General features: G+C 69.8%; 16 protein-coding genes. 7 read left to right on the top strand and 9 right to left on the bottom strand.

Annotated features, from left to right (window positions below):
* Positions 1–63: 63 nt before the first annotated feature.
* Positions 64–3,474 (bottom strand): bifunctional lysylphosphatidylglycerol synthetase/lysine--tRNA ligase LysX, encoded by a 3,411-nt coding sequence (gene lysX, locus ABD352_RS15250; RefSeq protein ID WP_344613106.1) that lies wholly within the window; start codon positions 3,472–3,474, stop codon positions 64–66.
* 276 nt (positions 3,475–3,750) lie between these two features.
* On the opposite strand from lysX, the gene ABD352_RS15245 reads away from it, so the two are divergent.
* On the top strand, positions 3,751–5,583 hold the full coding sequence (locus tag ABD352_RS15245) for a sensor histidine kinase (protein WP_344613005.1): 1,833 nt from the start codon (positions 3,751–3,753) through the stop codon (positions 5,581–5,583).
* A gap of 28 nt (positions 5,584–5,611) precedes the next feature.
* Here ABD352_RS15245 and ABD352_RS15240 read toward each other — a convergent pair whose 3' ends face one another.
* The 3 genes from ABD352_RS15240 to ABD352_RS15230 form a co-directional block, all read right to left on the bottom strand.
* A complete protein-coding gene (locus ABD352_RS15240; protein WP_344613004.1) occupies positions 5,612–7,639 on the bottom strand; it encodes a phosphocholine-specific phospholipase C in 2,028 nt (675 codons plus the stop codon).
* Between the two features lie 53 nt (positions 7,640–7,692).
* Positions 7,693–9,501: an endonuclease/exonuclease/phosphatase family protein gene (locus tag ABD352_RS15235; protein WP_344613003.1), complete on the bottom strand. Its 1,809-nt coding sequence runs from the start codon at positions 9,499–9,501 to the stop codon at positions 7,693–7,695.
* A gap of 227 nt (positions 9,502–9,728) precedes the next feature.
* Positions 9,729–12,341, bottom strand: coding sequence for a ricin-type beta-trefoil lectin domain protein (locus ABD352_RS15230; protein WP_344613002.1), 2,613 nt, complete (start codon positions 12,339–12,341; stop codon positions 9,729–9,731).
* Between the two features lie 232 nt (positions 12,342–12,573).
* Between ABD352_RS15230 and ABD352_RS15225 the strand changes: the two genes are divergently transcribed.
* From ABD352_RS15225 to ABD352_RS15205, 5 genes are read left to right on the top strand one after another with little or no spacing between them, the layout of a single operon-like run.
* On the top strand, positions 12,574–13,863 hold the full coding sequence (locus ABD352_RS15225) for an ABC transporter substrate-binding protein (protein ID WP_344613001.1): 1,290 nt from the start codon (positions 12,574–12,576) through the stop codon (positions 13,861–13,863).
* Positions 13,860–14,789: a carbohydrate ABC transporter permease gene (locus ABD352_RS15220; RefSeq protein ID WP_344613000.1), complete on the top strand. Its 930-nt coding sequence runs from the start codon at positions 13,860–13,862 to the stop codon at positions 14,787–14,789. The genes ABD352_RS15225 and ABD352_RS15220 overlap by 4 nt, the downstream gene beginning before the upstream one ends.
* On the top strand, positions 14,786–15,601 hold the full coding sequence (locus ABD352_RS15215) for a carbohydrate ABC transporter permease (protein ID WP_344612999.1): 816 nt from the start codon (positions 14,786–14,788) through the stop codon (positions 15,599–15,601). The genes ABD352_RS15220 and ABD352_RS15215 overlap by 4 nt, the downstream gene beginning before the upstream one ends.
* Positions 15,598–17,094, top strand: coding sequence for a glycoside hydrolase family 13 protein (locus ABD352_RS15210; protein WP_344612998.1), 1,497 nt, complete (start codon positions 15,598–15,600; stop codon positions 17,092–17,094). Before ABD352_RS15215 ends, ABD352_RS15210 begins: the two co-directional genes overlap by 4 nt.
* 38 nt (positions 17,095–17,132) lie before the next feature.
* Complete coding sequence (locus ABD352_RS15205; protein ID WP_344612997.1) at positions 17,133–18,161, top strand: LacI family DNA-binding transcriptional regulator; 1,029 nt, start codon at positions 17,133–17,135, stop codon at positions 18,159–18,161.
* A gap of 12 nt (positions 18,162–18,173) precedes the next feature.
* On the opposite strand, the gene arfA is transcribed toward ABD352_RS15205, so the two are convergent.
* From arfA to ABD352_RS15185, 4 genes are read right to left on the bottom strand one after another with little or no spacing between them, the layout of a single operon-like run.
* The gene (gene arfA / locus ABD352_RS15200; protein WP_344612996.1) at positions 18,174–19,703 is read right to left on the bottom strand and encodes an arabinosylfuranosidase ArfA; all 1,530 of its coding nucleotides are present in this window, start codon (positions 19,701–19,703) and stop codon (positions 18,174–18,176) included.
* Between the two features lie 11 nt (positions 19,704–19,714).
* Entirely contained in the window at positions 19,715–20,593 is an 879-nt protein-coding gene (locus ABD352_RS15195; protein ID WP_344612995.1) for a carbohydrate ABC transporter permease, read from the bottom strand.
* Positions 20,583–21,506 (bottom strand): carbohydrate ABC transporter permease, encoded by a 924-nt coding sequence (locus ABD352_RS15190; RefSeq protein WP_344612994.1) that lies wholly within the window; start codon positions 21,504–21,506, stop codon positions 20,583–20,585. The genes ABD352_RS15195 and ABD352_RS15190 overlap by 11 nt, the downstream gene beginning before the upstream one ends.
* 56 nt (positions 21,507–21,562) lie before the next feature.
* Positions 21,563–22,813 carry an ABC transporter substrate-binding protein gene (locus ABD352_RS15185; protein ID WP_344612993.1) on the bottom strand — a complete coding sequence of 417 codons (1,251 nt, stop codon included), beginning with the start codon at positions 22,811–22,813 and terminating at the stop codon, positions 21,563–21,565.
* A 136-nt stretch (positions 22,814–22,949) separates the two neighbouring features.
* On the opposite strand from ABD352_RS15185, the gene ABD352_RS15180 reads away from it, so the two are divergent.
* Entirely contained in the window at positions 22,950–23,951 is a 1,002-nt protein-coding gene (locus ABD352_RS15180) for a LacI family DNA-binding transcriptional regulator (protein WP_344612992.1), read from the top strand.
* A gap of 230 nt (positions 23,952–24,181) precedes the next feature.
* Here ABD352_RS15180 and ABD352_RS15175 read toward each other — a convergent pair whose 3' ends face one another.
* The gene (locus tag ABD352_RS15175) at positions 24,182–25,267 is read right to left on the bottom strand and encodes a hypothetical protein (RefSeq protein ID WP_344612991.1); all 1,086 of its coding nucleotides are present in this window, start codon (positions 25,265–25,267) and stop codon (positions 24,182–24,184) included.
* Positions 25,268–25,350: the final 83 nt, after the last annotated feature.

The raw sequence follows: 25,350 nt of genomic DNA, 5'->3' as shown, positions 1-25,350 counted from the left end.
TCGTGCTGATCGGCGGTCCGGTGGTCCGGGATGCGACGGAGCGCATGACCGGCCGCCGGAGCTTCAGCTCATGTCGCCACGGCGAGGCGGCATGGCCTCGGACGGTGTCGGCGCCGGGCGGTGGAAGGGGAAGGCGAGCGTGGCGCGGATGGTGGTGCCGGTCAGCAGCATGACGAGCCGGTCGACGCCCAGCCCCAGGCCACCGGTGGGTGGCATGGCGTACTCGAGCGCGCCAAGGAACGCCTCGTCCAGCTGCATGGCCTCGGGGTCACCGGCGGCGGCCCTGAGCGACTGGGCGGTGAGGCGGGCGCGTTGCTCGACGGGGTCGATGAGTTCGGAGTAGGCGGTGGCCAGCTCCATGCCGTAGGCGACGAGGTCCCACCGTTCGGCGAGGCGGGGGTCGTCGCGGTGGGCGCGGGTCAGCGGCGAGGTCTCGGTCGGGAAGTCGAGGTAGAAGGTGGGGTAGGTGGTCTGCTTCTCGACGAGCGCCTCGTAGAGCTCCAGGACGAGCTCGCCGGCGGTGGCGCCGGTCGGGGCGTGGACGCCGCGGGCGGCGCAGATGGCGCGCAGTGCGGCCGCCGGGGTGTCGGGCGTGATGGTTGTGCCGCAGGCCCGGCCGACCGCGGCGTGGACGGTCACCACCGGCCAAGGGGCGCTCAGGTCGACGAGCCGGGGCGCGCCGTCGTCGCCCGGGCGCAGGACGGACGGGGTGCCGTGCACCGCGGTGGCGACCTCGAGGATCAGCTCGCGGGTGAGCTCGCGCATGGTGTGGTAATCGGCATAGGCCTGGTACGCCTCAACCGACGTGAACTCCGGGTTGTGGGTGGCGTCGGCGCCCTCGTTACGGAAGTTCCGGTTGAGCTCGAACACCTTCTCCATGCCGGCCACGCACAGGCGCTTGAGGTGCAGCTCGGGGGCGATGCGCAGATAGAGGTCCATGTCGTAGGCGTTGATGTGGGTGCGGAACGGCCGGGCGGTCGCGCCGCCGTGGACCGGCTGCAGCATGGGGGTCTCGACCTCGGTGAACCCGCGGGCCGCGAAGCCGTCGCGCAGGGCCTTGACCGCGGCGCTGCGCCGGCGCAGGACCAGCATCGAGTCGGCGTTGACGAGCAGGTCGAGGTGGCGCCGGCTGACGCGGGCCTCGGGATCGGTGAACCCGGCGTGCCGGCCGGGCAGGGGACGCAGGCATTTCGCGGCCATCGTCCACGCCGAGACCAGGACCGACAGCTCGCCCCGCCGGGAGGTGACCACCTCACCGGTGACGCTGACGTGATCGCCGAGGTCCACGGTGCTCTTCCACCAGGCCCTCGCCTCGGCCGGGGAGCCGTCGGCGGTGAGCATGGCCTGCAGGGTCGCCCCGGTGCCGTCCTGCAGCACGCCGAACGTGACGCCGCCGAGGTCACGCAGCGCCCGGACGCGGCCGGCCACCGAGACCTGGACACCGGTGCGGTGATCCGGGGCGAGATCGGGGTGGGCCTGCCGGACCTCGGCCAGGGTCGTGGTCCGGGGCACGCCCACCGGATAGGGCTGACGGCCGGACCGGGCCAGCCGCTCGGCCTTGGCCAGGCGGGTGAGTTGCTGCTCGCCGACGCGGCGCACGGGCCCCAGGAGGGCGAGCCGCTCCTGCTCCTGCCGGTGGACGGCGACCGGGAAGGGGACGGTCTCGCCGGTCTCCAGCCGGATCTGCTCGTGGTCCTGCACGCGTTCGGCGGGGTTGAAGGCCGGCAGGAACCCCTCGGCCATGCCGGCGGCGATGGCGGCCCGGGTCAGGGTCAGCGACGAGTCGTAGCACAGGAACCGCGGCAGCCAGGCTGGGCGGTACTTGGCGTTGGCGCGGTACAGCGACTCGAGCTGCCAGAACCGTGACGCCACCGACAGGGCCGTGTCGGTGAGGCGGACCACCGGGCCGGCGCCGACACGCTCGGCCGAGCTGAACACCGCCCGGAACATCGCGAAGTTCAGCGAGATCTGCCGCACGCGCAGCTCCTGGCAGGACTCGATCAGCCCGGCGATCATGAACTCGTTGACGCCGTTCTCGGCCGTGCGGTCGGCGCGCATGAGGTCGAGGGACAGACCGTTGGCCCCCCAGGGCACGAACGACAGCAGCCCGCGGACGCGGCCTTCGGCGTCGCGGGCGACGACCATGACGCATCGCTCGTCGGAGAGGTCGCCGAGCCGGCCGAGGGCCATGGAGAACCCGCGTTCGGACGCGTCGCCGAGCCAGGCCTTGGCCAGGCGCGCGAGGTCGGCGAGCGTGGCGGGGTCGAGGTCGCCGTGGCGGCGGACCTCGACCGCGTAGCCGGCGCGGCGGACCCGGGTGACCGCCTGCCGGACGGGCCGCATCGTCCGGCCCTCCAGGCTGAAGTCCGCGACGTTGAGGATCGCCTCGTCGCCGAGGCTGAGCGCCTTCAGCCCGGCCGCGACATAGGCGCTCGCGCCGGCCTCGCTGGCCGACAGCACGGCCGGGAACCAGGCGTACCGGCGCGCCTCGGCCAGCCACGCCTCGATCGCGGCCGGCCAGGAGGCGGCGTGCCCGATCGGGTCGGCGCTGGCCAGGCTGACGGAGGCGACCACCCGGTAGGTGATCGCGGCCCGCCCGTCGGGCGAGAAGACGACGGACTTGTCACGCCGGGTGCCGAAGTATCCGAGCGAGTCCCGCTCGCCGCTGTCCAGCAGCAGCCGCCGGATCCGCAGCTCGTCGTCGGCACCGAGGAACTGCTTGGCCCGGGCCGAGCGCAGGAACACCCCGACCGCCGCGAACAGCGCCGCCGCCGAGGCCGTGCCGGACAGTACCGCGATCCAGTGGTGCCCCCGATGACCGTGCAGGCCGGCCTTGTCCTCGGGCGCGGTCAGCCCGAACGCCGACCGGCTGGCCCACACCAGCGACTCGCCCAGGCCGCGCAGCGTGTGCGGGAACAGCTCGGTCAGCCCGAGCGCGAGCAGCCACGACAGCGCCAGCCCGGCGGCGAGGACGAGCAGCGCCCCGCGGCGGCTGCCGGGGGCCAGCCGGGCCGGGAAGCGGCCGCGGGCACGCCACAGCAGGACGGTCAAGATCACACCGATCGGCACCGACGCCGCGATGGACACCATCTCCCACGGGTGGGGGCGCTCCGTGGCCGCCAGACTGTCCCAGAAGACCGCAAACACGACGGTGGCCGCCGCGTCGAACAGCGTGACCAGCACCTGGTACACCAGCAGCAGGATCAGTGCGGTCCGCAGCCGGCGACGCAGCGCGCTGCCCAGCAACAGCAGCGAGGCGGCAATGAACAGGTTCGGCGCGACCGGCAGATTGAGCAGACCGAACGCGTCGTCGATCCACCAAGCCCACGCGAAGTGCCGCAGCGGCAGGCTGACCACGACCCACAGACCGGCGATGGTCATGACCCGCCCGGACCAGGCCGCGACGCGGTCCAGCCGCCCCTCAGCGCGTGCGGGCACCGGTGCGGGCGATGCCGCGGTTCGCCGTTCGAGCATTCTGGTCACGCAAACATCTTCACATTCCATGGATCGCGGCAAGCCTGGTATCTCGACCGGCACATGGCGCCGCGGCGAATCCGGCCGGTGTGCGCGAAGAAGCTGTCGATAAGGCCGGAACGGTACATCGCAAACCGCCTGCGATTTCGTCACCAGCCGCGTCGCAGCTTGCGGGCTACCATTGGATCGTCGACGTGATGGCCAGGCCAATCCAACAGGGAACCGGTCATCGCCTGGATGCGCAGTGTTGTGTTGCAAGGGTGGAGGACGTCGCTGATGCGGGCGCGTCTGACGACATTGTTGCTTCGTCCGAAGCCGCCACCACTCGCGCTCGGGTTTCTGGTCGCCGCGATGCTCATCGGCGTGGAGACCGCCGTGATGTTGCCCTTCCGGGACGTTCACGAAGGCGTGCGAAGCGTCGTCTATCTGTGCGGCGTCCTGGTCGTGGCAACCGTGTGGGGCGCCAAACTGGCCGTGGTGACCTCGGTGGCCAGCGCCGCCGCATTCAGCTTCTTCTACGCTCCTGCCTACCGGGAGTTCAGCCACAGCGCACCGCAGGACCTGCAGATCGTCCTGCTATTCATCGCGGCCGGGCTCCTGGCCAGCTTCCTCGCCGACCTGTCCCGATTCCACGCCGCCGAGGCATCGCAGCGACGTCAGGAGGCCGACCTCGTCGCCGAGCTCGCGCGCCAGATGTTGCACGCCGGCGATCTGCATTCGGTCCTTGGTCCGGCAGCACAGCGGATAGCCGAGGTGTTTGGGCTACCGTTCGCAACCATCGAGCTCGGGGCAGTTGCCGGAGACGAACGGCGGGCTGCGGTGCCGTTGTGGGATGGTGCGACCCGTCTGGGCACGCTGCTGGTCCCCGCCGAGCTGCCCGCACGGACGTTTGAACGCTTGCGGCAACGGGTCGTACCGTCGCTGGAGGCGCTGCTGAGTGCGACGGCTGGCCGTACCAACTCGCTGCAGGCAAGCCGCGAACAGGCCAGCAGGCTGATGTCGGAGCAGGCCGCGTTGCGGCGGGTGGCGACCCTGGTCGCACACGGAGCCGCACCGACCGCGGTGTTCGACGCCGTCACCGCGGAACTGTGCAGGATCTGCGGACCCCAGAACACCGGCCTCGTCTGCTACGAGCCGGACGGCACCGGCACGCTTGTCTCGGGCCGGAACGAGCCGGGCATTGCCGAGACGCCGGCCGGGACGTGTATCCCGCTTCAAGGAGACTGCCTGTCCGGGATCGTCAAACGCACGGGCCGCTCGGCTCGCACGACATACGACCCCGCGGTTGGCCCCACCGCCAAGATGCTGCGCGATCTGGGCATCCGCTCGGGGATCGGCGTACCGGTGATCGTCGAGGGCCGCCTCTGGGGCGCGGCCGTCGTCACGACCACGTCGACCACACCGATATCGGACGCCACCGAGGCGCGCCTGGTCGAGTTCACCGAGCTGCTGGCCACCGCGATCGCCAACGCCCACAGCCATACGCAGCTCACCGCCTCCCGCGCCCGCATCGTCACCGCCGCGGACAACACCCGCCGTCAGCTCGAACGCGACCTGCACGACGGCACACAGCAACGTCTCCTCTCGCTGGCCCTCCAGCTGCGCACCGTGGAAGCGTCGATCCCACCCGGCCAGGACACCGTCAAGGAGGAACTCTCATCAGCCGTGAGCGGCCTCATCGGCGTCTGCGAGGACCTGCGGGAACTGTCCCGGGGGATCCATCCCGCGATCCTGTCCAAGGGCGGGCTGGGCCCGGCGCTCAAGACACTTGCCCGCCGCAGCACGCTTCCCGTCAACCTCACGGTGGACATCGACCGGCGACTACCCGAGCGAGTCGAGGTCACCGCGTACTACATCGTCTCCGAGGCACTCACCAACGCCGCCAAACACGCCCGGGCGACCCTGGTGTGCGTTGACGCCGAAGCCGATGACACAACCCTAGGGCTCACCATCCGAGACAACGGCGTCGGCGGCGCAAGCACCGGCAAAGGGTCAGGACTGATCGGACTGCAAGACCGCACCGAGGCACTCCGCGGCAAAATGGAGATCACCAGCCCGCCCGGCGCCGGCACAACACTCCTGTTCAGCGTTCCGCTCAAGAGCAGCTGAGGAGTTGGCCACTGAGCCCGATTGGTGGTCATCCGGATACGCTGGGTATGCCGGTCTCGATGTGGCCGGTGAAGCGCTGCGACCAGGCCGGGTCGACGTCGACGGTGATCGTGAAGTCGTACCAGCCGTTGTTGTACGCCACGGCGTTGAACCAGTCGTCCACGCTCTGCCCGGCACCCACCCGGTAGGTCCAGGGCCCGTCCGTGCGGTACTGGTTCGACGTGATGGTGAAGGTCATCGCCGACGCTGACGTGTTCTTCATCCGGAACCAGATCGCCTGCTTCCCGGTGTTGGCTGCCACCGCGTAGTAGCTGCTGACGAGGGCGTCCTTGCCGGCGGTGGTGGCGTTGCCGACGAACCGGCGAAGGAAGCGGTTCGGGCCGACCATGCCCAGGTCATATTGGCCCGAGCCGTAGCCCGCCCCGATGTTGAAGAAGTCGGATGCGGTGCCGCCGGCGTCGACCGTGTACTGCCAGGGGTCGCGGTTGCGGTACGCGTTGGGGTGGATCGAGAAATGGACCGCGCGCGTCGCCTCGGCGCCCTGGTTCACCATCTGGAACCAGGCCAGGATCTTGCCGCCGGCGCCGAACTCGAGCCGGTCGAGGTATCCGTTGGGCTGATAGGGCAGGGCTCTGGCCGGCCGGGTACCGGGCTCCTGTGCGGGCAGCGCGTTGGTGCGCGGGGTCGGGTTGGGCAGCGTTTTGCAGTAGGCGTGGGTGATCACGCTTGTGGCGGGCAGTTGCGGCAGCCCATACACGGGCGAGGCGAAGTCGAAGACGCCGGTGAGGTCGCCGACCACCTTCCGGCGCCACGCGCTGATGTTGGGGCAGGTTGCCGGCCTGCCGAGGGCCGCGGTCCACCGCTCCAGGAACCGGATGACGGAGGTGTGGTCGAAGACCTCCGAGCTCACCCAGCCGCCACGGGTCCACGGCGAGATCACCAGCATGGGCACGCGGAAGCCGAGCCCGATCGGTACGCCGCTCAGGAACTCGTCGGTGGTGCCACTCGGGGGAACCGGAGGCGGCACGTGGTCGAAGCAGCCGTCGTTCTCGTCGTAGTTGAGCAACAGCACGGTCGAGTTGAAGACGCTTGCGTCGGCGTTGAGGGCCTGGATCACGAGGTTGACGAAGTGCGCGCCGTCGCCGGGCGGGGCGGACGGGTGCTCGGAGAACGCCTCGTTGGCGACCACCCAGGAGACCTGTGGGAGCGTGCCGTTGACGACGTCGGCCCTGATGGCGTCGGCGATCGCCTCGTGCGTGGGCTTCGTGCCAGGCACCGAGGCCATGCCGCGATCGTAGAGGGGACTGCCCGGCGAGGCGCTCGTGAACTGCTGGAAGTAGGCCAAGCCGTTGTCGCCGAAGTTGTCGCTGGAGCGCTGGTAGACCTTCCAGGTCACCCCGGCGTTCTGCAGCGCCTCGGCGTAGGTCTGCCAGGTCAGCCCCGACTCATCGCCGCCGTCCTTGCTGTTCGCGTCGACCTTGCCGCTCCAGAGCAAGGTACGGTTGGGTCCCGTCGCGCTCAGCGTCGAACAGAAGTAGGCGTCGCAGATGGTGTACTTGTCGGCGAGCGCGTAGTGAAACGGGATGTCGTTTCGGTCGAGGTAACCCATCGTGCGGACGTTGCCGACCCCTGAGACCCAGTTGTCGAGCTTGCCGGTGTTCCACGCCGCGTGCTGCGATGACCAGCTGTGCGCCAGCTGCCCGTTGCACTGCGCCATGTCGTCGGGGTCCGCGCCGCCCGCGGGAAGGGTGCTGCTCATCTTCCACGGGTACTGCCACCCGGTGCCGTTGGGCTGGCGGAAGATCGAGCTGCCGGTGCTGGTCGTGACGGCGCTGCGGTCGCCGAAGCCGCGTACTCCCTTCAGGGTCCCGAAGTAGTGGTCGAAGCTGCGGTTCTCCTGCATCAGGATGACCACGTGCCGCACATCGGTGATCGTGCCCGTGGTCGCCGCGGCGGCCTTGACCGGCGGGCCGGTTTGGATTCCCGGTGCCACCACCGCGCCTGCGGCGGCGCTTGCGGACAGCGCGACGAAGCTTCTGCGGCTCAACCGTCCCATATGAGGTCTCCTTCGGGGTGAGTGGATGCTGGGAACCACAGGGGTTTCCAGGGTCAGCTGACGGCGAAGACGGTGAGGACGGCGGCGTGGTCGGAGGGCCAGGCGTTGCCCGACGGGTCGGACTGGGACGGGGTGCCTTCCCAGAGCGCGTCGGAGGACAGGACGGTCAGCGGCCCGCGGTAGTGGACGAAGTCGATGCGGTCCTGGGGTTCCGGCTCGCCCTTGTGGGAGTCGTACCCGTACCCGCCGGCGAAGGTCTTGTCGACCGGGGACCAGGTGTTGCCCGGGCTCGTGGCCGGGTCGGGGTGGGCCTGGCGGTAGGAGTCGGTGAGGCCCGCGTTGGCGGGGGCTGTGGAGGTGGGCCAGGGGACGGCGCCGTAGCCGCAGCGGGCGTTCGCGGCCGTCCAGTCCAGGTGTGACGGTGCGTTGAAGTCGCCGGTCAGCAGGACCGGGGTGCTCGCGGACGCGGCGAGGTCGGGCGCCATCGCGGCGATGACGTCGTTGATCTGGCCGGTGCGGCCGGAGGAGGCCTCCCGGTCGAGCAGTTGCTGCACCGTCAGGTGGCCGAAGCAGGCGTCGTAGGGGCCGTAGGGCGTGTAGCCGAGGTGGGCGTTCCAGAGTCGCAGCGAGCGGGAGCCGAGGTCGATGCGGGCCGCGACCGCCGAGCCGGCGACGGTGGGGGTGGTGGCGGTGATCGGGTAGCGGCTCAGCACGGCGGTGTCGGCGTTCTGGAAGTACGACCATCCGAGCGCGGTGGCGAGCGCCTGTGCGGCGCCGTCCTGGTTCTCCTGGATGCCGACGACGTCGACGTCTCGTTCGAGGAGGAACTTGAGCTCCTTCTCGAACCCGTTGGACACGACGGTGCCGCCGTGCCAGAGGTTCCAGCTCAGCGCGCGCAGCTGCGGTACGAGCGCTGCGGCCTGTACCCGGACGGTCACCGTGGCGTCGGTGGTCCCGGCGGTGGTGGTGGCGCGGATGCCGATGGTGGCGGTCCCGGCGGCGGTCGGCGTGCCGGTGACGGCGCCGGTGCTGGAGACCGTGGCCCAGGCGGGTCCGGAGGTCTTGGCGAAGCTCAGCCCGGCGGTGTTGCCCTGCACGAGGCCGCCGACCGTGGCGGAGTAGGCGACGCCGACCTTGGCGTTGCGCAGCGTGAACGCCGGCGTGGGAAAGTGGGGGGCGCCGCTGCCGGTAATGCGGAGGGTGACCGGCTGGGCGAGCCAGGTGTACCCGTCGTTGTACAGGTAGTACACGATGTAGTCGCCCGCGGTGAGTCCGGATGTGGGCAGCGAGGCGGAGCCGCTGGTGCCGGCCGTGTAGACCCAGCGTTCGGACTGGCCGACGTAGGCCTGGTTGACGGGCCCGTTGCCGGGGTTGTGGTACAGCCCGATCCAGTTCGTGCCGCTCGGCTTCGAGGTGGTGTACGTGACCTGGATCGGTGTGCCGGCGGTGACCGTGGCCGAGGCGAGCGTGAGGGTTCCCGACGCGGCGATCAGCTGTATCCGTACGGGCTGGGCGAGCCAGGTGTACCCGTCGTTGTAGAGGTAGTACAGGATGTACGCGCCCGGGGCCAGCCCGGCGGTCGGCAGCGAGCCGGAACCGCTCGCCGAGGCCGCGTACGTCCACTTGGTGGACGGTCCGACGTAGGCCTCGCCGGCCGGGCCGTTGCCGGGGTCGGTGTACAGGCCGACCCAGTTCGTCGCGCTGGGGCGGGGCGTGGAGTAGCTGAACCGGAGCTCGGACCCGACGGTGACGGACGACGCGGCGAGCGTGCCGTCGGCCGCGGCGAGGACGGGCCGCGCAGGAGCGGCGACGGCCAGAGCGGCGACGAGGACGGCCAGGACCAAGGGTAGGAGCCTGCGCATCTGGTCTCCAGGGAGTTGGAGTTCGACGATCAACGATGGCATGTGCATTGAAGTTGAGCAATGCGTGTGGCGCTCGAACTCACCCGGCAACGGTAGGGACGCCGGGGTCCCGCATGGGCAGAACCCCGGCGGTTACGACCATGGCCGGCCTGCTGGCTGGCCGGGCTGCGCGACAGCGGGCTGGACCGCTCCGAGGTCTTCATCACCACCAAGGGTTCAGCCGGACGTCAGGGCAGGTTCCACTTCTGGGTCGCGCCGCTGTTGCAGTCCCTGATCTGCAGCTGGGTGCCGGAACCGCCGCCCCCGTTGTCGTCCAGGCATCTGCCGGATTGCGGGTTGACCAGCGAACCGTCGGACTGTGCCCGCCACTGCTGGGCACCGGTCTGGTTGCAGGTGTACAGCTGCACCGGGGTGCCGTTGGCGGTGGAGCCCCCGCTGACATCCAGGCACTTGCCCATGGCGTGCAAGGTGCCGTCCGTGATGACCGCCCACTGCTGGGACAGTGTGCCGTTGCAGGTGTAGACCTGCACCGGGGTGCTGTCGGCGTTGGTGCCGTTGCGGACATCTCCGCACAGGCCCTGGTAGCCGGTGATCAGGCCGGTGTGCGCCTTCGGCGACGTGGCCTGGCAGCCCCAGGTGTAGGGCCCGGAGCCCGAGGTCGCGCTGAAGGCGGCCGCGTTGTGGGGGTACTGCCGCTGGCACGCGTCGTCCATGTTGATGGAGACGTGCGAACCGGTGTAGGTGACGCAGCGCCAGTCGTTGCTCGTCGTGCCGTCGAGGCTGGATCCCGAGTGACCGATCGACTGGCAGTATCCCTGCAGGTCGATTCCGCCGAGCTGGGTGTAGGCCGGCGCTGTGCCCAGTGTGACGGTGACGGACGTGGTACCGGCGGGCAGGGCGACGACGCCGTTGGCGTTGTCGACGGTGCCGGCACTGGCGGAGGCGATGTTGCCGATGAACTCCGGCACGCTGAACTGGACGCCGCCGGAGGGGGCGTTGCCGGACATGGTCAGGGTGACGCTGGACCCTGAGGCGCTGATCGTCGCGCCGGCGCGGCCGCCGGCGATCGGGTAGTTGCTGACGCTCACCGACTGGCCGCTTCGCAGCCACTCGGTGGGCACGCCGCGGCCGACGATGACCGATCCGTTGGACTTCTCGGCGATCAGCGAGTCCAGGAGCACCTTGGAGTTGTTGGCCTGGCCCCACATGTGCGGGCTGGAGCCGGTGCCGGATGTGGCATGGGTTCCGGGCGACCAGTTGGTGGTGGCGGCCGACGGGATGCCCTCCCACCACGAGTACGGCGCGCTCTGCGCATTTTGGATCATGAAGAGGTAGTCGTAGATCCCCTCGGCCCGGTAGCGGGTCGAGCTCAGTCCGGCCGAACCGTAGCCGGCGTTGTAGGCGGTGCTGTAGCCGTTGTAGCCGCCGTAGGTGTGCGCCGGCAGTCCGGAGTTGTAGGCGAACCCGTAGTCGTAGGTCGCGTCGATCATGCTCGTCATGGGCCCGCCCGGGCTGCCGCCCCACAGTTGGCCGTCCCAGGACCAGCGACCGAACAGGAACGTCGAGGCCCAGTTGGCGTTGCCCGGCTGGCCGCAGGCGTTGGCGGAGTTGGGGACGTCCATCGCGCAGGGCAGGTAGGACAGGTGGTTGGCGGAGATGGTGGCGTTGAGCTTGGCGTTCACCGCGGCCAGCAGCGTCTGGTACTGGCTCGCCGCCCAGTTGGCCTCGGTGGTGTTGCCCAGCCTGGTGGCGATGTACTTGTAGGTCAGCAGGCCCATCAGCGCGGATTCGTTGTCGAGGGTCCAGTAGCCGTCGGAGTCGATGGCGTTGGAGAGCTTCATGATGCCGCCGGGGCCGGTGGCGTTGGCCGCGATGGCGTGCGCGTTCTGCTGGATCTTGGCGAAGTTCTGCTGGACGTAGGCCGTGTTGCCGGTCTTCTGCAGGTAGACGGCCCAGGGCCAGCTGTACTTGTACAGCGCGTCGGGGTACTCGTTGTAGAGCAGGGTCTGCAGGTAGCTCGCGGCGTTGGAAAGGTCGCCCTCGTCGAACAGGTTGGTCATGATCCCGACGAGGTCGTGGTCGTACAGCCGGTCGTAGCCGTTCTCGCCGACGTTGAGGTTGTTCCCGTCCTTGATGATGTTGGTGTAGATGTAGCCGGCCTTGTAGGCGTTGGCGATCTGCGGATCCGGAGCCGATATCTGGGCGATCTGCGCGAGTTTGCCGTCCCAGTAGGACGTCATGTGGGCGTAGTGCGTGTCGTACCCGCCGGCCCCGGTCAGCGCGGCGTTTGAGGGCCAGGCGTAGCTGCCGCCGAACTTGTCGATCGCGACCACGTAGTCGAAGTTGACGCTCCGCCCGGCCGCGACGGTCGTCGACGGGCCGTTCAGGGCCAGCAGCGCCGAGGACGGGGCCGGGTTCTCCGTGTGTGCGACCGAGTCGTGGTTGGCGACCGTCACCCGGGAGTAGGCGGCGACGAAGCGGTTGCCGCCGATGGTCACCTCATCCGCGAAGTTGGTGATGGTGACCGTGCAGTTGTCCCGCTCGAACTGCGTGGTCAGCGCCGGGTAGTAGCCACCGGCGTTGAACCACTGGAGGCGGGAGGGGTTGTTGTAGATCCCGAAGCCGACGGTGATGTTCTTGCCGCCCCGGATGTCGAAGCTGCCGTCGCGGTGCGCGATGGCGGCGTCCAGGTCGCCGTCCCAGCCGATGATTCCGCTGTCGACCTGGGTGGTGCTGGCCACGGCCGGAGCCGGGCGCGCGATCTGCACGCCGAGGCCGGCGGCGGCGAGCGCTGCGGAGAGCACCACCGCCAGCCAGCCTCGTGATCGATGCTTCCTCATGCTGACGTCCTCTCCGGCGAGCCGCCGTGGTTGGCTGGCAGTTTAGCGTTAAAGCGGGCGTATTGCTGATGGACGTCATCGTGATTGCCGCCGTGTTGCGCTGTCAACACTCGTCTGCCGTGGAGTTGTGCCAGCTTCGCACGGATCACATGTTGGTAACGCCGGGTTGACAGGCGGGCGGGCCGCGCTCACGGTTTTAGCGTTAAAACCACACCCCTGAAGGAGTACCAGGATGCGTCGATACGCGACTCCCCGGGCGGCCGCCGTCCTCGCCATAGGAGTGCTGAGCATCGGTGGATGCAGCACGGAAGGCGGAAGTGGAGCCCCGCCGGCGGCGGACGACCGTGGACCGATCACCCTGGCCACGGGCAAGGACACCACCGGCACGATGCAGGCGCAGCTGGACCGGTGGAACGCCGAGCACCCGAACGAGAAGGTGACCCTGGTCGAGCTGCCGGAAAGTGCCGACCAGCAGCGCCAGCAGTTCATCCAGAACGCCCGGACCAAGTCGGACGCGTACACGGTGGTCAACCTGGACGTGGTGTGGGTGGCCGAGTTCGCCGCCAACCGGTGGATCGACGAGCTGCCCGCCGGCAAGGTGCCCGTGGACAAGATGATTCCCGCGGTCGTGGACACCGCCAAGTACTTCAACAAGCTCTACGCCGTGCCCTACACGACCAACGGCGGCCTGCTGTTCTACCGCAAGGACCTCCTCGACGCCGCGGGCGTTGCGGCGCCGACGACGTGGGCGCAGCTGAAGGACGCCTGCGCCAAGGTCAAGGCGCTGCCGGAGGGCAAGGACCTGTCCTGCTACGCGGGGCAGTTCGACAAGTACGAGGGCCTCACCGTCAACTTCGCCGAGGCGGTCGACTCGGCGGGCGGCGCGATCGTCGACGCCAACGGCAAGCCGACGGTCAATACCAGCGAGGCCAAGCAGGGCCTCGGGTTCCTCGCCGACTCGTTCAAGGACGGCACGATCGCCAAGTCGGCGATCTCGTTCAAGGAGGAGGACGGCCGGCGCGAGTTCCAGGCCGGCAAGCTGATCTTCCACCGGCAGTGGCCGTACGAGTGGGACCTGGCCAACAAGACCGACGGCTCCAGCAAGGTCGCCGGCAAGTTCGCCGTGGCCCCGCTGCCGGGCCTGAGCGGCCCGGGCAAGTCGAGCCTCGGCGGCCTGGACCTGGCCATCAGCACCTTCGGCAAGCACAAGGCGACCGCGCTGGACTTCATCAGCTTCTTCGCAGGCGAGGACAATGCCCGCAAGAACCTGGAGGCGACGTCGAACGCGCCCGCCTACGCCTCCCTCTACCAGGACACCGGGCTGCAGCAGAAGTACCCGTACCTGGACACGCTCCGGCAGTCGATCCTCAACGCCGCGCCCCGGCCCAAGGTCGTCGCCTACGGCGATGTCACCGCGGTGATCCAGGAGAACGCCTACGCCGCCATCACCGGCACCAAGCCCGTCGACACCGCCCTGGCCGACATGCAGGCCGGCCTCGACAAGGCGGTTGCCACCAAGTGACGTCGACCCTGTCACTGTCCCGCCCGGTGCCGCCGACCATCGGCCGGCGGCACCGGGCGCGGACCCGGCGCCTCGCCGCGCTGCTCGTCTCGCCGGCCCTGCTGGTGCTGGCGCTCGTCGTCGGCTACCCGATCCTCGCCGCCGTGCGCATGTCGTTCCAGGTGTCCAGCGACCACATCGACCCGCAGACCGGCTTCAAGGTCACCGGCACGACCACCGGCCTGGCCAACTACGCGATCACCAACGGCCGGTTCGTCAACGCGCTGTGGAACACCACCACATTCACCGTGGTCTCGGTCGCCATCGAGGTCGCTATCGGCGTCGGGATGGCGCTGGTCATGCACCGCGGCCTGCGCGGCCGGGGCCTGATCCGCTCGTCGATCCTGGTGCCCTGGGCGATCCCGACCGTAGTGTCCGCCCTGCTGTGGCGGTGGATCTTCGCGCCGTCCGGGGTGGCGAACGCGGTCCTGTCCGCCGACGTCGTGTGGACCGGCGACGGCATCTCCTCCTGGACCGCCGTCATCGTGGCCGACACGTGGAAGACCGCGCCGTTCATCGGCCTGCTCACCCTGGCCGGTCTGCAGGCCATCCCCCGGCAGGTCTACGAGGCGGCCCGCGTCGACGGCAGCTCCCCGATCACGACCTTCTGGCGGATCACCCTGCCGCTGGTCCGCCCGGTCCTCGTCGTCGCGGTGCTGTTCCGGCTGCTGGACGTGCTGCGCATGTTCGACCTGCCCTACGTACTGGTCGGGCCGCACAAGGGTTCGGTGGAGACCTTGTCGATGCTCGCCTACGACGAGATGACCAACCTGCGATTCGGGCCCGCCGCCGCCTACGCGACCGTCCTGTTCCTCTACGTCATGACCATCGCGTTCGTCTTCGTCCGGATCTTCGGCGCGGACGTCACCAACCGGGGTGCCTCGTGAAACGGATACCGCAGTTCGCCGCCACCGGCGGCCTGGTCGCCTACTGCCTGCTGCCGTTCGCCTGGATGGTCATCTCCAGCCTGCGCCGCCCGGCCGACCAGTTCTCCAACGACCCGCTGCCCCTGCCACCGTCGCTGGACAACTACCGCGCGGCCTTCGACCCGGCCAACGGGTTCGCCAAGGCCCTGCTCAACAGCCTCATCGTGGCCGGCGTCACCACCGTCGTCGTGGTGGCCGTCGCGGCGCTGATGGCCTACGCCATCGCCCGGCTGGAGTTCCCGTTCAAAAGCGTCATCCTGGGCTTCATCATCGCCACCGCGATGTTCCCCGGCATCACCATCCTGGTCCCGATGCTCGAGGTCATCATCAAGCTCGACTGGATCAACACGTATCAGGCGATGGTCCTGCCCACGATCAGCTTCGCCTTGCCGCTGGCGGTGTGGGCACTGACCGCCTACTTCCGGCAGCTGCCGGTCGAGCTCGAACAGGCCGCCCAGGTCGACGGCTGCGGACCCCTGCAGGCGTTCTACCGCATCATGCTCCCGCTCGCCGCTCCGGGCGTGTTCACCACGGCGATCCTCGCCTTCATCGCCTCCTGGAACGAGTTCATGGTGGCCGCCAGCGTCGTCAACCGCAAGGACACCATGACCGCGAACGTCATCCTGTCGCTGTTCACCGGCCAGTACGGCTTCGACCAGCCGTTCGGCACCCAGATGGCGGCCGGCACCGTCGTCACGATCCCGCTGGTCGTGCTCGTGCTCATCTGCCAGCGCCGCATCGTCGACGGCCTCACCGCGGGAGGCGTCAAATGAGCCCGTGGTGGCAGTCCGCCGTCATCTACCAGGTCTACGTCCGCAGCTTCGCCGACACCGACGGCGACGGCGTGGGCGACCTCGGCGGCGTCCGGAGCCGGCTGCCGTACCTGCGCGAGCTCGGCGTCGACGGTGTGTGGCTCACCCCGTTCTACCGATCGCCGATGCGCGACGGCGGCTACGACATCACCGACCACCGCGACGTCGACCCGATGTTCGGCACGCTCGCCGACTTCGACGCGCTGCTGGCCGACGCCCACGCGCTCGGCCTGCGGCTCATCGTCGACCTGGTCCCCAACCACACCTCCGACACGCACCCGTGGTTCTCGTCGCCGCACCGCCGCCGGCGGTACATCTTCCGGCCCGGCCGCGGCGACGGGCCGCCCAACGACTGGGAGTCGGTGTTCGGCGGCCCCGCCTGGAGCAAGGACCCGCACAGCGACGACTGGTACCTGCACCTGTTCGACGCGTCCCAGCCCGACCTCGACTGGGACGACCCGGCCGTACGGCAGGAGTACGCCGCGGTCCTGCGGTTCTGGCTCGACCGCGGCGTCGACGGCGTCCGCATCGACGTCGCCCACGGGCTCGTCAAGGCTCCCGGCCTGCCCGACGCCGGTCACGCCGGCCAGGACCACCGCGGCGGCATCCTGCCGTACTTCGACCAGGACGACGTCCACGAGGTCTACCGCGACTGGCGCAAGATCCTCGACTCCTACCCCGGCGACCGCATCGGCATCGCCGAGGCCTGGGCGCCCACCGCCGACCGCCTCGCCAACTACACCCGCCCGGACGAACTGCACCAGGCCTTCAACTTCCCGTTCCTGCTCAGCCCCTGGCAGGCCGGCGCGGTCCGGGCCGTCATCGACCAGACCCTGCGCACCAACCCCGCACCCACCTGGGTGCTGTCCAACCACGACGTGCAACGCCACGTCACCCGGCTCGGCTCGCTCGAGCGGGCCCGCGGCGCCACGTTGCTCATGCTCGCGCTGCCCGGCTCCGCCTACCTCTACCAGGGCGAGGAGCTCGGCCTGCCCGAGGTCCTCGACCTGCCCGACGACACCCGGCAGGACCCCACCTGGCGGCGGTCCCAGGGCCGCGACCCCGGCCGGGACGGCTGCCGGGTGCCGCTGCCCTGGACCGGCGAGCCGCCGGCGTTCGGGTTCAGCGCGTCGGCCGCGACCTGGCTGCCGATGCCCCCGGACTGGTGGCAGCTGAGCGTCCAGGCGCAGCAGACGCCCGACTCGACGCTCACCATGTACCGGCGCGCCCTGCACATCCGCCGCCGCATGACCGGTCCGCTGCACTGGCAGGACGCCCCGGACGGCGTGCTGGCCTTCACCCGCTCGGCGCTCACGTGCACGACCAACGTCACGGACCACGGCGTCGACGTCGTTCCGCCCGGCACCCTGCTGCTCGCCAGCACCGCGCTCGACACGGCCCGGTCCACCGGTGCGGTGTCCCTGCCGCCCGGCGCCACCGCCTGGTGGCACTAAACTGGCGAGACCACGCCGGTCTCGGAGGAAACGCGACAGTGCCAGTCAACGATCAGCCAGTCACACTGGCCGACGTCGCGGCGGTGGCGAAGGTCTCCGCCCAGACGGTGTCCAACGTGCTGCGCCGCCCGGAGCGCGTGCTGCCCAAGACCCGGCGCAAGGTAGAGGCCGCGATCGAGCAACTCGGCTACCACCCCAACTACGCGGCCCGCGCCCTGCGCGCCAGCGCCTCCCACGTCATCGGGCTGCGGATCGAGCCGACCTCCACCGAGGTCGTCGGCTCGATCCACGACCGGTTCCTGCACGCGCTGGCCGAGGCCGGGCGGCCCAGCGGGTACCACATCCAGCTCTTCACCGCCGACGACGCCGCCGCCGAGGCCGAGACCGCCCGCACGCTCATCCGGGCCGGCGCCGCCGACGGTGTCGTCCTCTACGACGTCCGCGCCCAGGACCCGCGGCCCGGCCTCCTGCTCGCCGGCCGGGTGCCGTTCGTGTCCTTCGGCCGGACCGTGTCCGGCACCGGTGAGTACTCCTGGGTCGACGTCGACGACGAGACCGGCATCTCCGACGCCGTCGACCACCTGGTCGAGCGCGGCCACCGCCGCATCGGCTACATCGGATGGCCGGAGGACTTCTCCGTCGGGGTGCGCCGCGCCCGCGGCTGGCGCGACGCCATGACCCGCCACGGCCTGCCCACCGACCTTGACGCCCGCGCCGAGGACACGATGCCCGCCGGCAGCCAGGCGGCCGGCCGGCTCCTCGACGACCCGCACCCCCCGACCGCCATCGTCGCCGCCACCGACACCATCGCCGTCGGCATCCACCACGAGGCCACGACCCGCGGCCTGCGCCCCGGAGCCGACCTGGCGATCGTCGGCTTCGACGACACCCCGACCGCGCTCGCGTTCGGCCTCACCAGCATCGGCCAGCCGGTCACCGAGGCTGCGCGCGCCATCATGGAGCTGCTCGTGGACACCGTCGCCAAACCGGACCGGCACGCGGTCCACGGCCGGCTCCTCGCCCCCCGGCTCGTGGTCCGCGCCTCGTCACGATCGGCCCGCCCCTAGCCGCAGCTTCCTTCAGGCGGCGGGTGCGAGGCGGAGCATGGTCCAGGAGACCGGCGGGAGCGCGGCGGTGAGCTCACCGTCGGTCAGGGTGCTGGCGTTGCCGGTCCGTGGCTGGACGCGGTTCGGGTCGGCGGCGTTGTTGGTGTGCAGCAGTTCGTCGGGGACGCCACCGAGGACGAGGTGCTCGACGATCCGCAGGCCGGGCAGTGCCCGCAGGGAGGCGGTGAGTGTGACAGCGTCGGTTTCGCTGCGGTTGACCGCGAGGAGCGTCACGTGGCCGGTTTCGGGGTCGTGGGTGGCGACGACATCGGCGACCGGCACGTCGCCGTGCTCGGCAGTGTCGTAGGTCGGGGTGATCGGCTCGACGCGCAGGACGGTGCCCCGGGCGTGCCGGGCGGTGAGCGCGAACGGGTGGAAGATCGTCTGCCGCCACGCCGGACGGTCGGGTTCCGCCCGGATCGGGGCGATGATGTTGACCAGCTGGGCGAGGCACGCGACGCCGACCCGGTCGGCGTGGCGTAGCAGGCTCATCAGCAGCGAGCCGACCACGACCGCGTCCTCGGCGGTGTACTCGTCCTCGATGAGTCGCGGCGCCTGCGCCCATTCGAGGTTGGTGTGCCCGGCGAACCGGCTCTCGTACCAGATGTTCCACTCGTCGAAGGAGAGCTTCAGCCGCTTGCGGGAGCGCTTCTTGGCGGCGACGTGGTCGGCGGTGGCGACCACCCCGTCGATGAATCGGTCCATGGCCGCTCCGGAGGCGAGGAATGCGGCCCGGTCCTCGCCGTACTTCTCGAAGTACGCGTGCAGCGAGATGTAGTCGACGTGCTCGAAGGTGTGGTCGAGGACGGTCGCCTCCCAGGAGCCGAAGGTGGGCATCCGGTCGTTGGAGCTGCCGCAGGCGACCAGCTTGATGCCGGGGTCGACCTGCCGCATCGCCTTGGCCGTCTCGGCGGCCAGCGCACCGTAGGCGTCGGCGCTCTTGTGGCCGACCTGCCACGGGCCGTCCATCTCGTTGCCCAGGCACCAGAGCTTGATCCCGTGCGGGTCGGCGACGCCGTGCGCGCGGCGCAGGTCGGACCAGTGCGTGCCGCCCGGGTGGTTGACGTACTCGAGCAGGTCGCAGGCTTCCTGGATGCCACGGGTGCCGAGGTTGACCGCCATCATCGGCTCGACCCCGGCGCGGCGGGCCCAGGTCATGAACTCGTTGACCCCGAAGGCGTTGGTCTCCACCGACCGCCAGGCCAGGTCCAGCCGGCGGGGACGGTCGGCGAGCGGGCCGACGCCGTCCTCCCACCGGTATCCGGAGACGAAGTTGCCGCCCGGGTACCGCACGACCGTGATGCCCAGTTCCCGGACCAGCTCGAGCACGTCGAGACGCAGCCCGTCGGTGTCGGCCTCGGCGTGGCCCGGCTCGAAAACGCCGCCGTAGACGCAGCGGCCCATGTGCTCGACGAACGAGCCGAACAGGCGCGGGTCCACGGCGGCGATGCCGAAGGCGGGGTCGAGCGTGACGGTGCAGGTGAGCACGACGGTACTTCCCATCTGGTTCGGGGTCACTTGAGGCCGGTGGTGGCGATGCCCTGGACGAAGAAGCGCTGGGCGAGCAGGAACGCCACGGCCAGCGGGGCCAGCGAGATGGCCGCGCCGGCCATGAGCGCGGCGTGGTCGACGCCGGACTGGCTGGAGAACAGGGTCAGCGCGGACGGCAGTGTCCGCATGTCGAGGGTGCTGGAGACGACCAGCGGCCAGAGGAAGTCGTTCCACAGGGCCATGAACTGGATGACGAACAGCGAGGCCAGCGCGGGCCGCGCCAGCGGCAGGACGATCCGCCAGTAGATCTGGAAGCTGTTGGCGCCATCGATATGGGCGGCGTCGTCGAGCTCGCGGGGCAGGGTACGGAAGAACTGGCGCAGCATGAAGATGCCCAGCGCGCTGGTGGCCCGCGGGATGATCAGCCCCTGGAACGTGTTGAGCCAGCCCAGGTCGAACAGGGTGAGGAAGACCGGGATGATGGTGATCTGGAACGGCACCATCAGCGTGGCCAGGATGACCACGAAGATCGCCTGGCGGCCACGGAATGTCAGCCGGGCCAGGGCGTAGCCGGCCAGCGAGTCCAGGAAGACGAGCAGGATGGTGGTTCCGCCGGCGAAGACGAAGGTGTTGAACGCCAGCCGGGCGAACGGCAGCTGCGAGAGGACCGCGTGGAACCCGGCCAGGCTCCAGTGGCCCGGCCACAGCCGGGCCGGGTCGGCGTAGAGGTCGGCGGGAGTACGCAGGGAGACCCCGGCCATCCACACGAACGGCAGGATAGTGGCGGCCGCGGCGACGGCGAGTACCGCCCAGGCGGCGTACCGGATGATGCGCCGCAGGACGCGCAGCGCACCCGGTAGCCAGGCGGGCGCCGCGACCGGTGCGATCGTCTCACTCGTCATCGTCGTGCCTCGCAATCCGCAGCTGTAGCAGTGATACGGCGAGGATCAGCAGGAACAGCACCCAGGCGATGGCGCTGGCGTAGCCCAACCGGAACTCGACGAAGCCGCGCTGGTAGAGGTAGGCCACGATGGACTCGGTGTGGAACAGCGGCCCGCCGCCGGTCATCACGTAGACCAGGTCGAACAGCTGTAGCGAGGTGACGGTCGAGATCACCGTGGTGAACAGCAGCGCCGGGCGAATCTCGGGCAGGATCACCGCGCGTAGCCGCTGCCAGCGTCCCGCACCGTCCAGCGTGGCCGCCTCGACGAGTGTGTGCGGCACCCCTTGCAGGGCGGCGAGCAGCACGATCATCGAGAAGCCGGCGCCCTTCCAGATGCCGACCGCCATCACGGTCGGCAGCGCCAGCTTCGTGTCGGTCAGCCAGCCCGGACCGGTCAGCCCGGCGGCCTCCAGCCAGGCGTTGACGAGACCCACCTGCGGGTCCAGGAGGAACTTCCAGACCACGCCCACGACGGCGAACGAGGCGATGGTCGGGAAGAAGAACGCCGATCGCAGCAGCGAGGTCAGCCAGGTGGTGCGCCGCAGCCACAGTGCCAGGGCCAGACCGCCGAGCACCTGCCCGGTCGTCACGACCACCGTGTAGAGGCCGGTGACCATCAGGCTGTTGCGGAACCGCTCATCGCCCAGCAGCTCGCGGTAGTTGCCCAGGCCGACCCAGGTGTGGGTCTGCTCACCGACGGTCCAGTCGTGCAGGCTCATCCAGCCCGAGCGGACGATCGGCTCGGCGATGAAGACGCCGATCAGCAGCAGGCTCGGCGCAACGTACAGGTACGCCGGATTGAAGCGCATCCGGCGCCGGTCCCGGGGTGGCGCCGCGCGCCCGGTCGCCGGGGTCAGGGTGGCGGTGGTCATGCCGTCCTTCCATCGGGGAGCCAGTCCACCGCGAAGGCGATGGACTGGCCTGCGTGTCAGGGCTTGCAGCCGGTGATCTTGTTGATCGCCTCGGCGGCGGCCTGCGCCGCCGGCTCGACCGGCTCCCCCCGCGTCACCTTGCCGATCAGCGGCACGTAGACATCGGCGTCGATCTTGGCGGAGGTGCTCAGGCCTGGCAGGTACAGCCGGGCGTGCGGCAGCCCGGCGGCGAACGGCGCCACGACCGGGTTGCTGGACGTGACGTCGGTGCGCACCGGCGGGAACCCGGAAGCGTCACTGAAGGCGGCCTGCGCCGTCTTGCCGGTCCACCAGGCCAGGAACTCCAACGCCTGCGCCTTGTGCTTGGTGGACTTGCCGATCGCCAGCGGTACCGTCGAGGCCAGCGTGACCGGCCCGCCGGCGCCGACCGGGATGGCCGCGATGCCCAGGTCGATCCCGGCCGCCTTGAACCCGGCCGCGGCCCACGGACCGTTGATCTCCATCGCAGCCTTCTTCGCGGAGAACAGCGTGTCGGCGTCGGCGCCGGTCTGCCCGACCGGGCTCACCTTGTCCTTGGCCACCAGATCGGCCCAGTTCTGCAGCGCCTGCACGCTGGGGGCCTGGGCGATGGTGGCGCAGCCCTTCGCGTCGACGATGTCGCCGCCGTTCATCCACTGCAGGATCGGCCACATCTGGATGGTCGAGTGATCGGCGAGCGAGATGCCGTACTGGGTGACCTTGCCGCCGTCGGTCTTCGTGAGCTTCTTCGCCGCGGCGGCGAACTCGTCCGCCGTCGTCGGCACCGCAACGCCGTCGGCGGACAGCATCGCCTTGTTGTAGTAGAGGACGAGGGTGGCCATGTTGGCCGGTGCGGCGTACAGCTTGCCGTCGATGGTGAACGCGGTGGTGACCGCCTTCGGGAACGTGGTGGTGTTGAGCCTGCCGTCACCGTCGCCGACCGCCTCGTCCAACGGCAGCAGCGAGTTCGTCTTCGCGTACGTGAACAGGACACCGGGGTCGAAGTTCGGCGTGGCCAGGTCCGGGCCCTGTCCGGTGACCCAGGCACCGGGCAGCTTCTGCCCGATGGCGTCCCAGGGCTGTACGTCCATCGTGACCTTGATCTTGGGGTGGCTGTCGTTGAACTGCTTGACCAGCGCTTCGTAGGCGGGGCGGTCCGGGCCGGTGAAGCCGGTCCACAGGCTCAGCTGGACGGCACCACCCTCCGTACCTGTCGCGTTCGAGCCACATCCGGCCACCGTCAGCAGCCCCGCGACGAGGACTGCCGCGATCTTCCATGGTGATCTCATTGGGTCGACCTTCCGTCCCAGCTCGAGAGAATGCAGCGATGTTCCATCGTTGGAACGACGTTGTAAAGACCCTTGGAGAAACTCGTTACAACGTTGTACCGTGAGCCCGGCAGAGTTCCGGAAGCGAGGATGGTTGATGGTCGCCAGGCTCAAGGACGTCGCCGAGCGCGCCGGCGTCTCGGTGAAGACCGTGTCGAACGTGGTCAACGGATACGCGTTCGTGACGGAGGAGAACCGCCGCCGGGTTCAGGAGGCCATCGACCACCTGGGGTACGTCCCGAACATCGGCGCCCGCAACCTACGCAAGGGCCGCACCGGATTCCTCACCCTCGCCGTGCCCGAACTCGTCAACCCGTACTTCGCCGAACTCTGCGGGCTGGTGATGAGCGCCGCGGCGCGGCACGACTGGACCGTCCTCATCGAGCAGACCGGCGGCGTGCGGGACCAGGAGATGGCCGTCATCAACATGGCGCACCGCTCGCTCGTGGACGCCATCATCATCAGTCCGATCGATCTGCGCCCCACCGACCTCGCGCAGGCCGCCGCAGGCACTCCCCTGGTCCTGCTCGGCGAACGCGCCCTGCACGCACCGGCGCACCACGTCGCCATCGACAACGTGGCGGCCGCGACAACCGCGACGCGGCATCTGGTCGACCTCGGCCGCCGCCGGATCGCGGCCATCGGCGAGCAGCCCGGCCGGCACGGCACGGCCGCGCTACGCCTTGACGGATACCTCAGCGCCCTGCAGGCCGCCGGGATCACGCCCGATCCCGCACTGACCGTGCGGGCCGAGGCCTACAGCCGCGCCGAAGGCGCCGCGGCCATGCGCCGCCTACTCGACCTGCCCGAGCCCCCGGACGCCGTCTTCTGCTTCAACGACCTGCTCGCCATCGGCGCGCTCAGCGCCGCCCGCGACCGCGGCCTGAGCGTCCCCGGCGACATCGCCGTGGTGGGCTTCGACGGCGTCGATGAAGGCAACTACAGCGCGCCGCAGCTGACCACGATCGCCCCCGACAAGGCGGCGATCGCCGAAGCGGCGATCAACCTCGCCCGGGCCGCGGTCCACGACGACGCCCTGGACCCGCAGGACATCGTCACCCCGTTCACGCTCGTCGTTCGCGGAAGTACGGTCGCCTGACCCGCGAAGCGGTGCCGCGGCGTGCCGCCACCCGAGTCGGCGTCTCCGGCAGCGCCCCCACCAGCACGGCGGCCGCAGTGAGCCCGTCCGCCGGGACAACGATGTGCTCGATCCGCCGGGCGATCCGGCCGCCGATCCAGAGCGGTTCCTCCACCGGGTCAGGCCAAGTGGTCGGCGGCAGAGAGGTCTCCGTGAAGTTGACGGACCCAGCCGTGGGTCCCGCGCTCCGCTCAACCGCTGATCTGCGCCTGGTAACGTGCGCCGCCGCAGCTGCCGCTGGTGACGTCGATCGAGCCGCTCGCCGAGCCGTTCGTCACGGTCACCTTCATCGAGCCGCTCTGTACGCCGTACAGGCAGGCGAAGAGGCTGTTGGAGGACGTGAAGTTGTTCATCTGGGTCGACGTCATGAGGGGGTCCGCCTGCACGACGATGGTCGAGCCGGACACCGTCGCCCGCCCCATGTCGAACGTGTTCGCGGCGCCCGGGGAGCACACCGTGTTGCTGCCGAACCGGATGGCGCCCAGTTGGGGCGCGCCGGGCGGGAAACCCGAGATGAGGCACACGTCGATCGGGTTGCCGCCGGCCGACTTGGCGACGGTTACCGTGGCGTCCCGGCTGAAGCGGACGCCCGCGACGGTTCCAGTGATCGTGACGGGATAGGACCCTGGCTCCGGTCCGGTGTAGCGCGGCGGGATCTTCTCGCCCCGCCCGATCCGGACCTGCCCGTCCAGCACCGAGCTCCCGTTGCTGCCCTGCTGCTGGTTGTCGATGTTGCCGGCTGAGACCTGTCCGCCCGTCTTGGTGAAGGCGACCACCGCGGTCGTGAGGTCCAGCGTGCCCTCGACGCGTACGTAGCTGTTCAACCCGGCGCCGGCGCTGAACGAGTTCTCGGCACGGAAGGACACCTTGGTGCCGGAGTCCGAGTAGGTGCCGTGGAGCGGGAACAGGTGGTCGGTGACCCCGGTGGTGTCGAACGTGAACTCACCGCTGTGGAAGTCCCACATGGCGTCGGCGATCTGCCGGCGCTCGCTGCTCGTCGCGCCGCCGTCCAGCGAGATGATGGACTGGCTACGGAACGTGCCAGGGATGCTGAGGGTAGGCCGGGCGGCCTCCGTCGTGGGTGGAGGCGGTGGTGTCTCCGTGTCGTCCGGTGTTTGCGCGACGTCGCCGGTCGGCTTCGTGACGGTGTTGGTGGTTTCGGCGATTCGGGACGGAGCAGGCTCGCCAGATTCGGCGGCACCACCACAGGCCGATGCTGCGGCGATCAGTGCGATCGCCGGCAGGAAGACGAGGACGCGCGGGACAACCCCGGTCATGAGTCTCACCACGCCATGGTCATACCACGGCCAGAGTGCCAGAAACGATACGTCACACAGCCTGACGCCGATACTGAATCCGT

The sequence above is a fragment of the Dactylosporangium salmoneum genome (assembly GCF_039532525.1).
GTDB lineage: Bacteria > Actinomycetota > Actinomycetes > Mycobacteriales > Micromonosporaceae > Dactylosporangium > Dactylosporangium salmoneum.
The sequence above is the reverse complement of the archived record's forward strand: the minus strand, read 5'-3'. Positions and strand labels throughout refer to the sequence as shown.

Coding starts and splice junctions, on each gene's coding strand:
- ABD352_RS15235 (WP_344613003.1), bottom strand. CDS start 9,501: ATGCGCAGGCTCCTACCCTTGGTCCTGGCCGTCCTCGTCGCCGCTCTG.
- ABD352_RS15185 (WP_344612993.1), bottom strand. CDS start 22,813: ATGAGATCACCATGGAAGATCGCGGCAGTCCTCGTCGCGGGGCTGCTG.
- ABD352_RS15180 (WP_344612992.1), top strand. CDS start 22,950: ATGGTCGCCAGGCTCAAGGACGTCGCCGAGCGCGCCGGCGTCTCGGTG.
- ABD352_RS15245 (WP_344613005.1), top strand. CDS start 3,751: ATGCGGGCGCGTCTGACGACATTGTTGCTTCGTCCGAAGCCGCCACCA.
- arfA (WP_344612996.1), bottom strand. CDS start 19,703: ATGGGAAGTACCGTCGTGCTCACCTGCACCGTCACGCTCGACCCCGCC.
- lysX (WP_344613106.1), bottom strand. CDS start 3,474: ATGCTCGAACGGCGAACCGCGGCATCGCCCGCACCGGTGCCCGCACGC.
- ABD352_RS15210 (WP_344612998.1), top strand. CDS start 15,598: ATGAGCCCGTGGTGGCAGTCCGCCGTCATCTACCAGGTCTACGTCCGC.
- ABD352_RS15175 (WP_344612991.1), bottom strand. CDS start 25,267: ATGACCGGGGTTGTCCCGCGCGTCCTCGTCTTCCTGCCGGCGATCGCA.
- ABD352_RS15190 (WP_344612994.1), bottom strand. CDS start 21,506: ATGACCACCGCCACCCTGACCCCGGCGACCGGGCGCGCGGCGCCACCC.
- ABD352_RS15195 (WP_344612995.1), bottom strand. CDS start 20,593: ATGACGAGTGAGACGATCGCACCGGTCGCGGCGCCCGCCTGGCTACCG.
- ABD352_RS15240 (WP_344613004.1), bottom strand. CDS start 7,639: ATGGGACGGTTGAGCCGCAGAAGCTTCGTCGCGCTGTCCGCAAGCGCC.
- ABD352_RS15230 (WP_344613002.1), bottom strand. CDS start 12,341: ATGAGGAAGCATCGATCACGAGGCTGGCTGGCGGTGGTGCTCTCCGCA.
- ABD352_RS15225 (WP_344613001.1), top strand. CDS start 12,574: ATGCGTCGATACGCGACTCCCCGGGCGGCCGCCGTCCTCGCCATAGGA.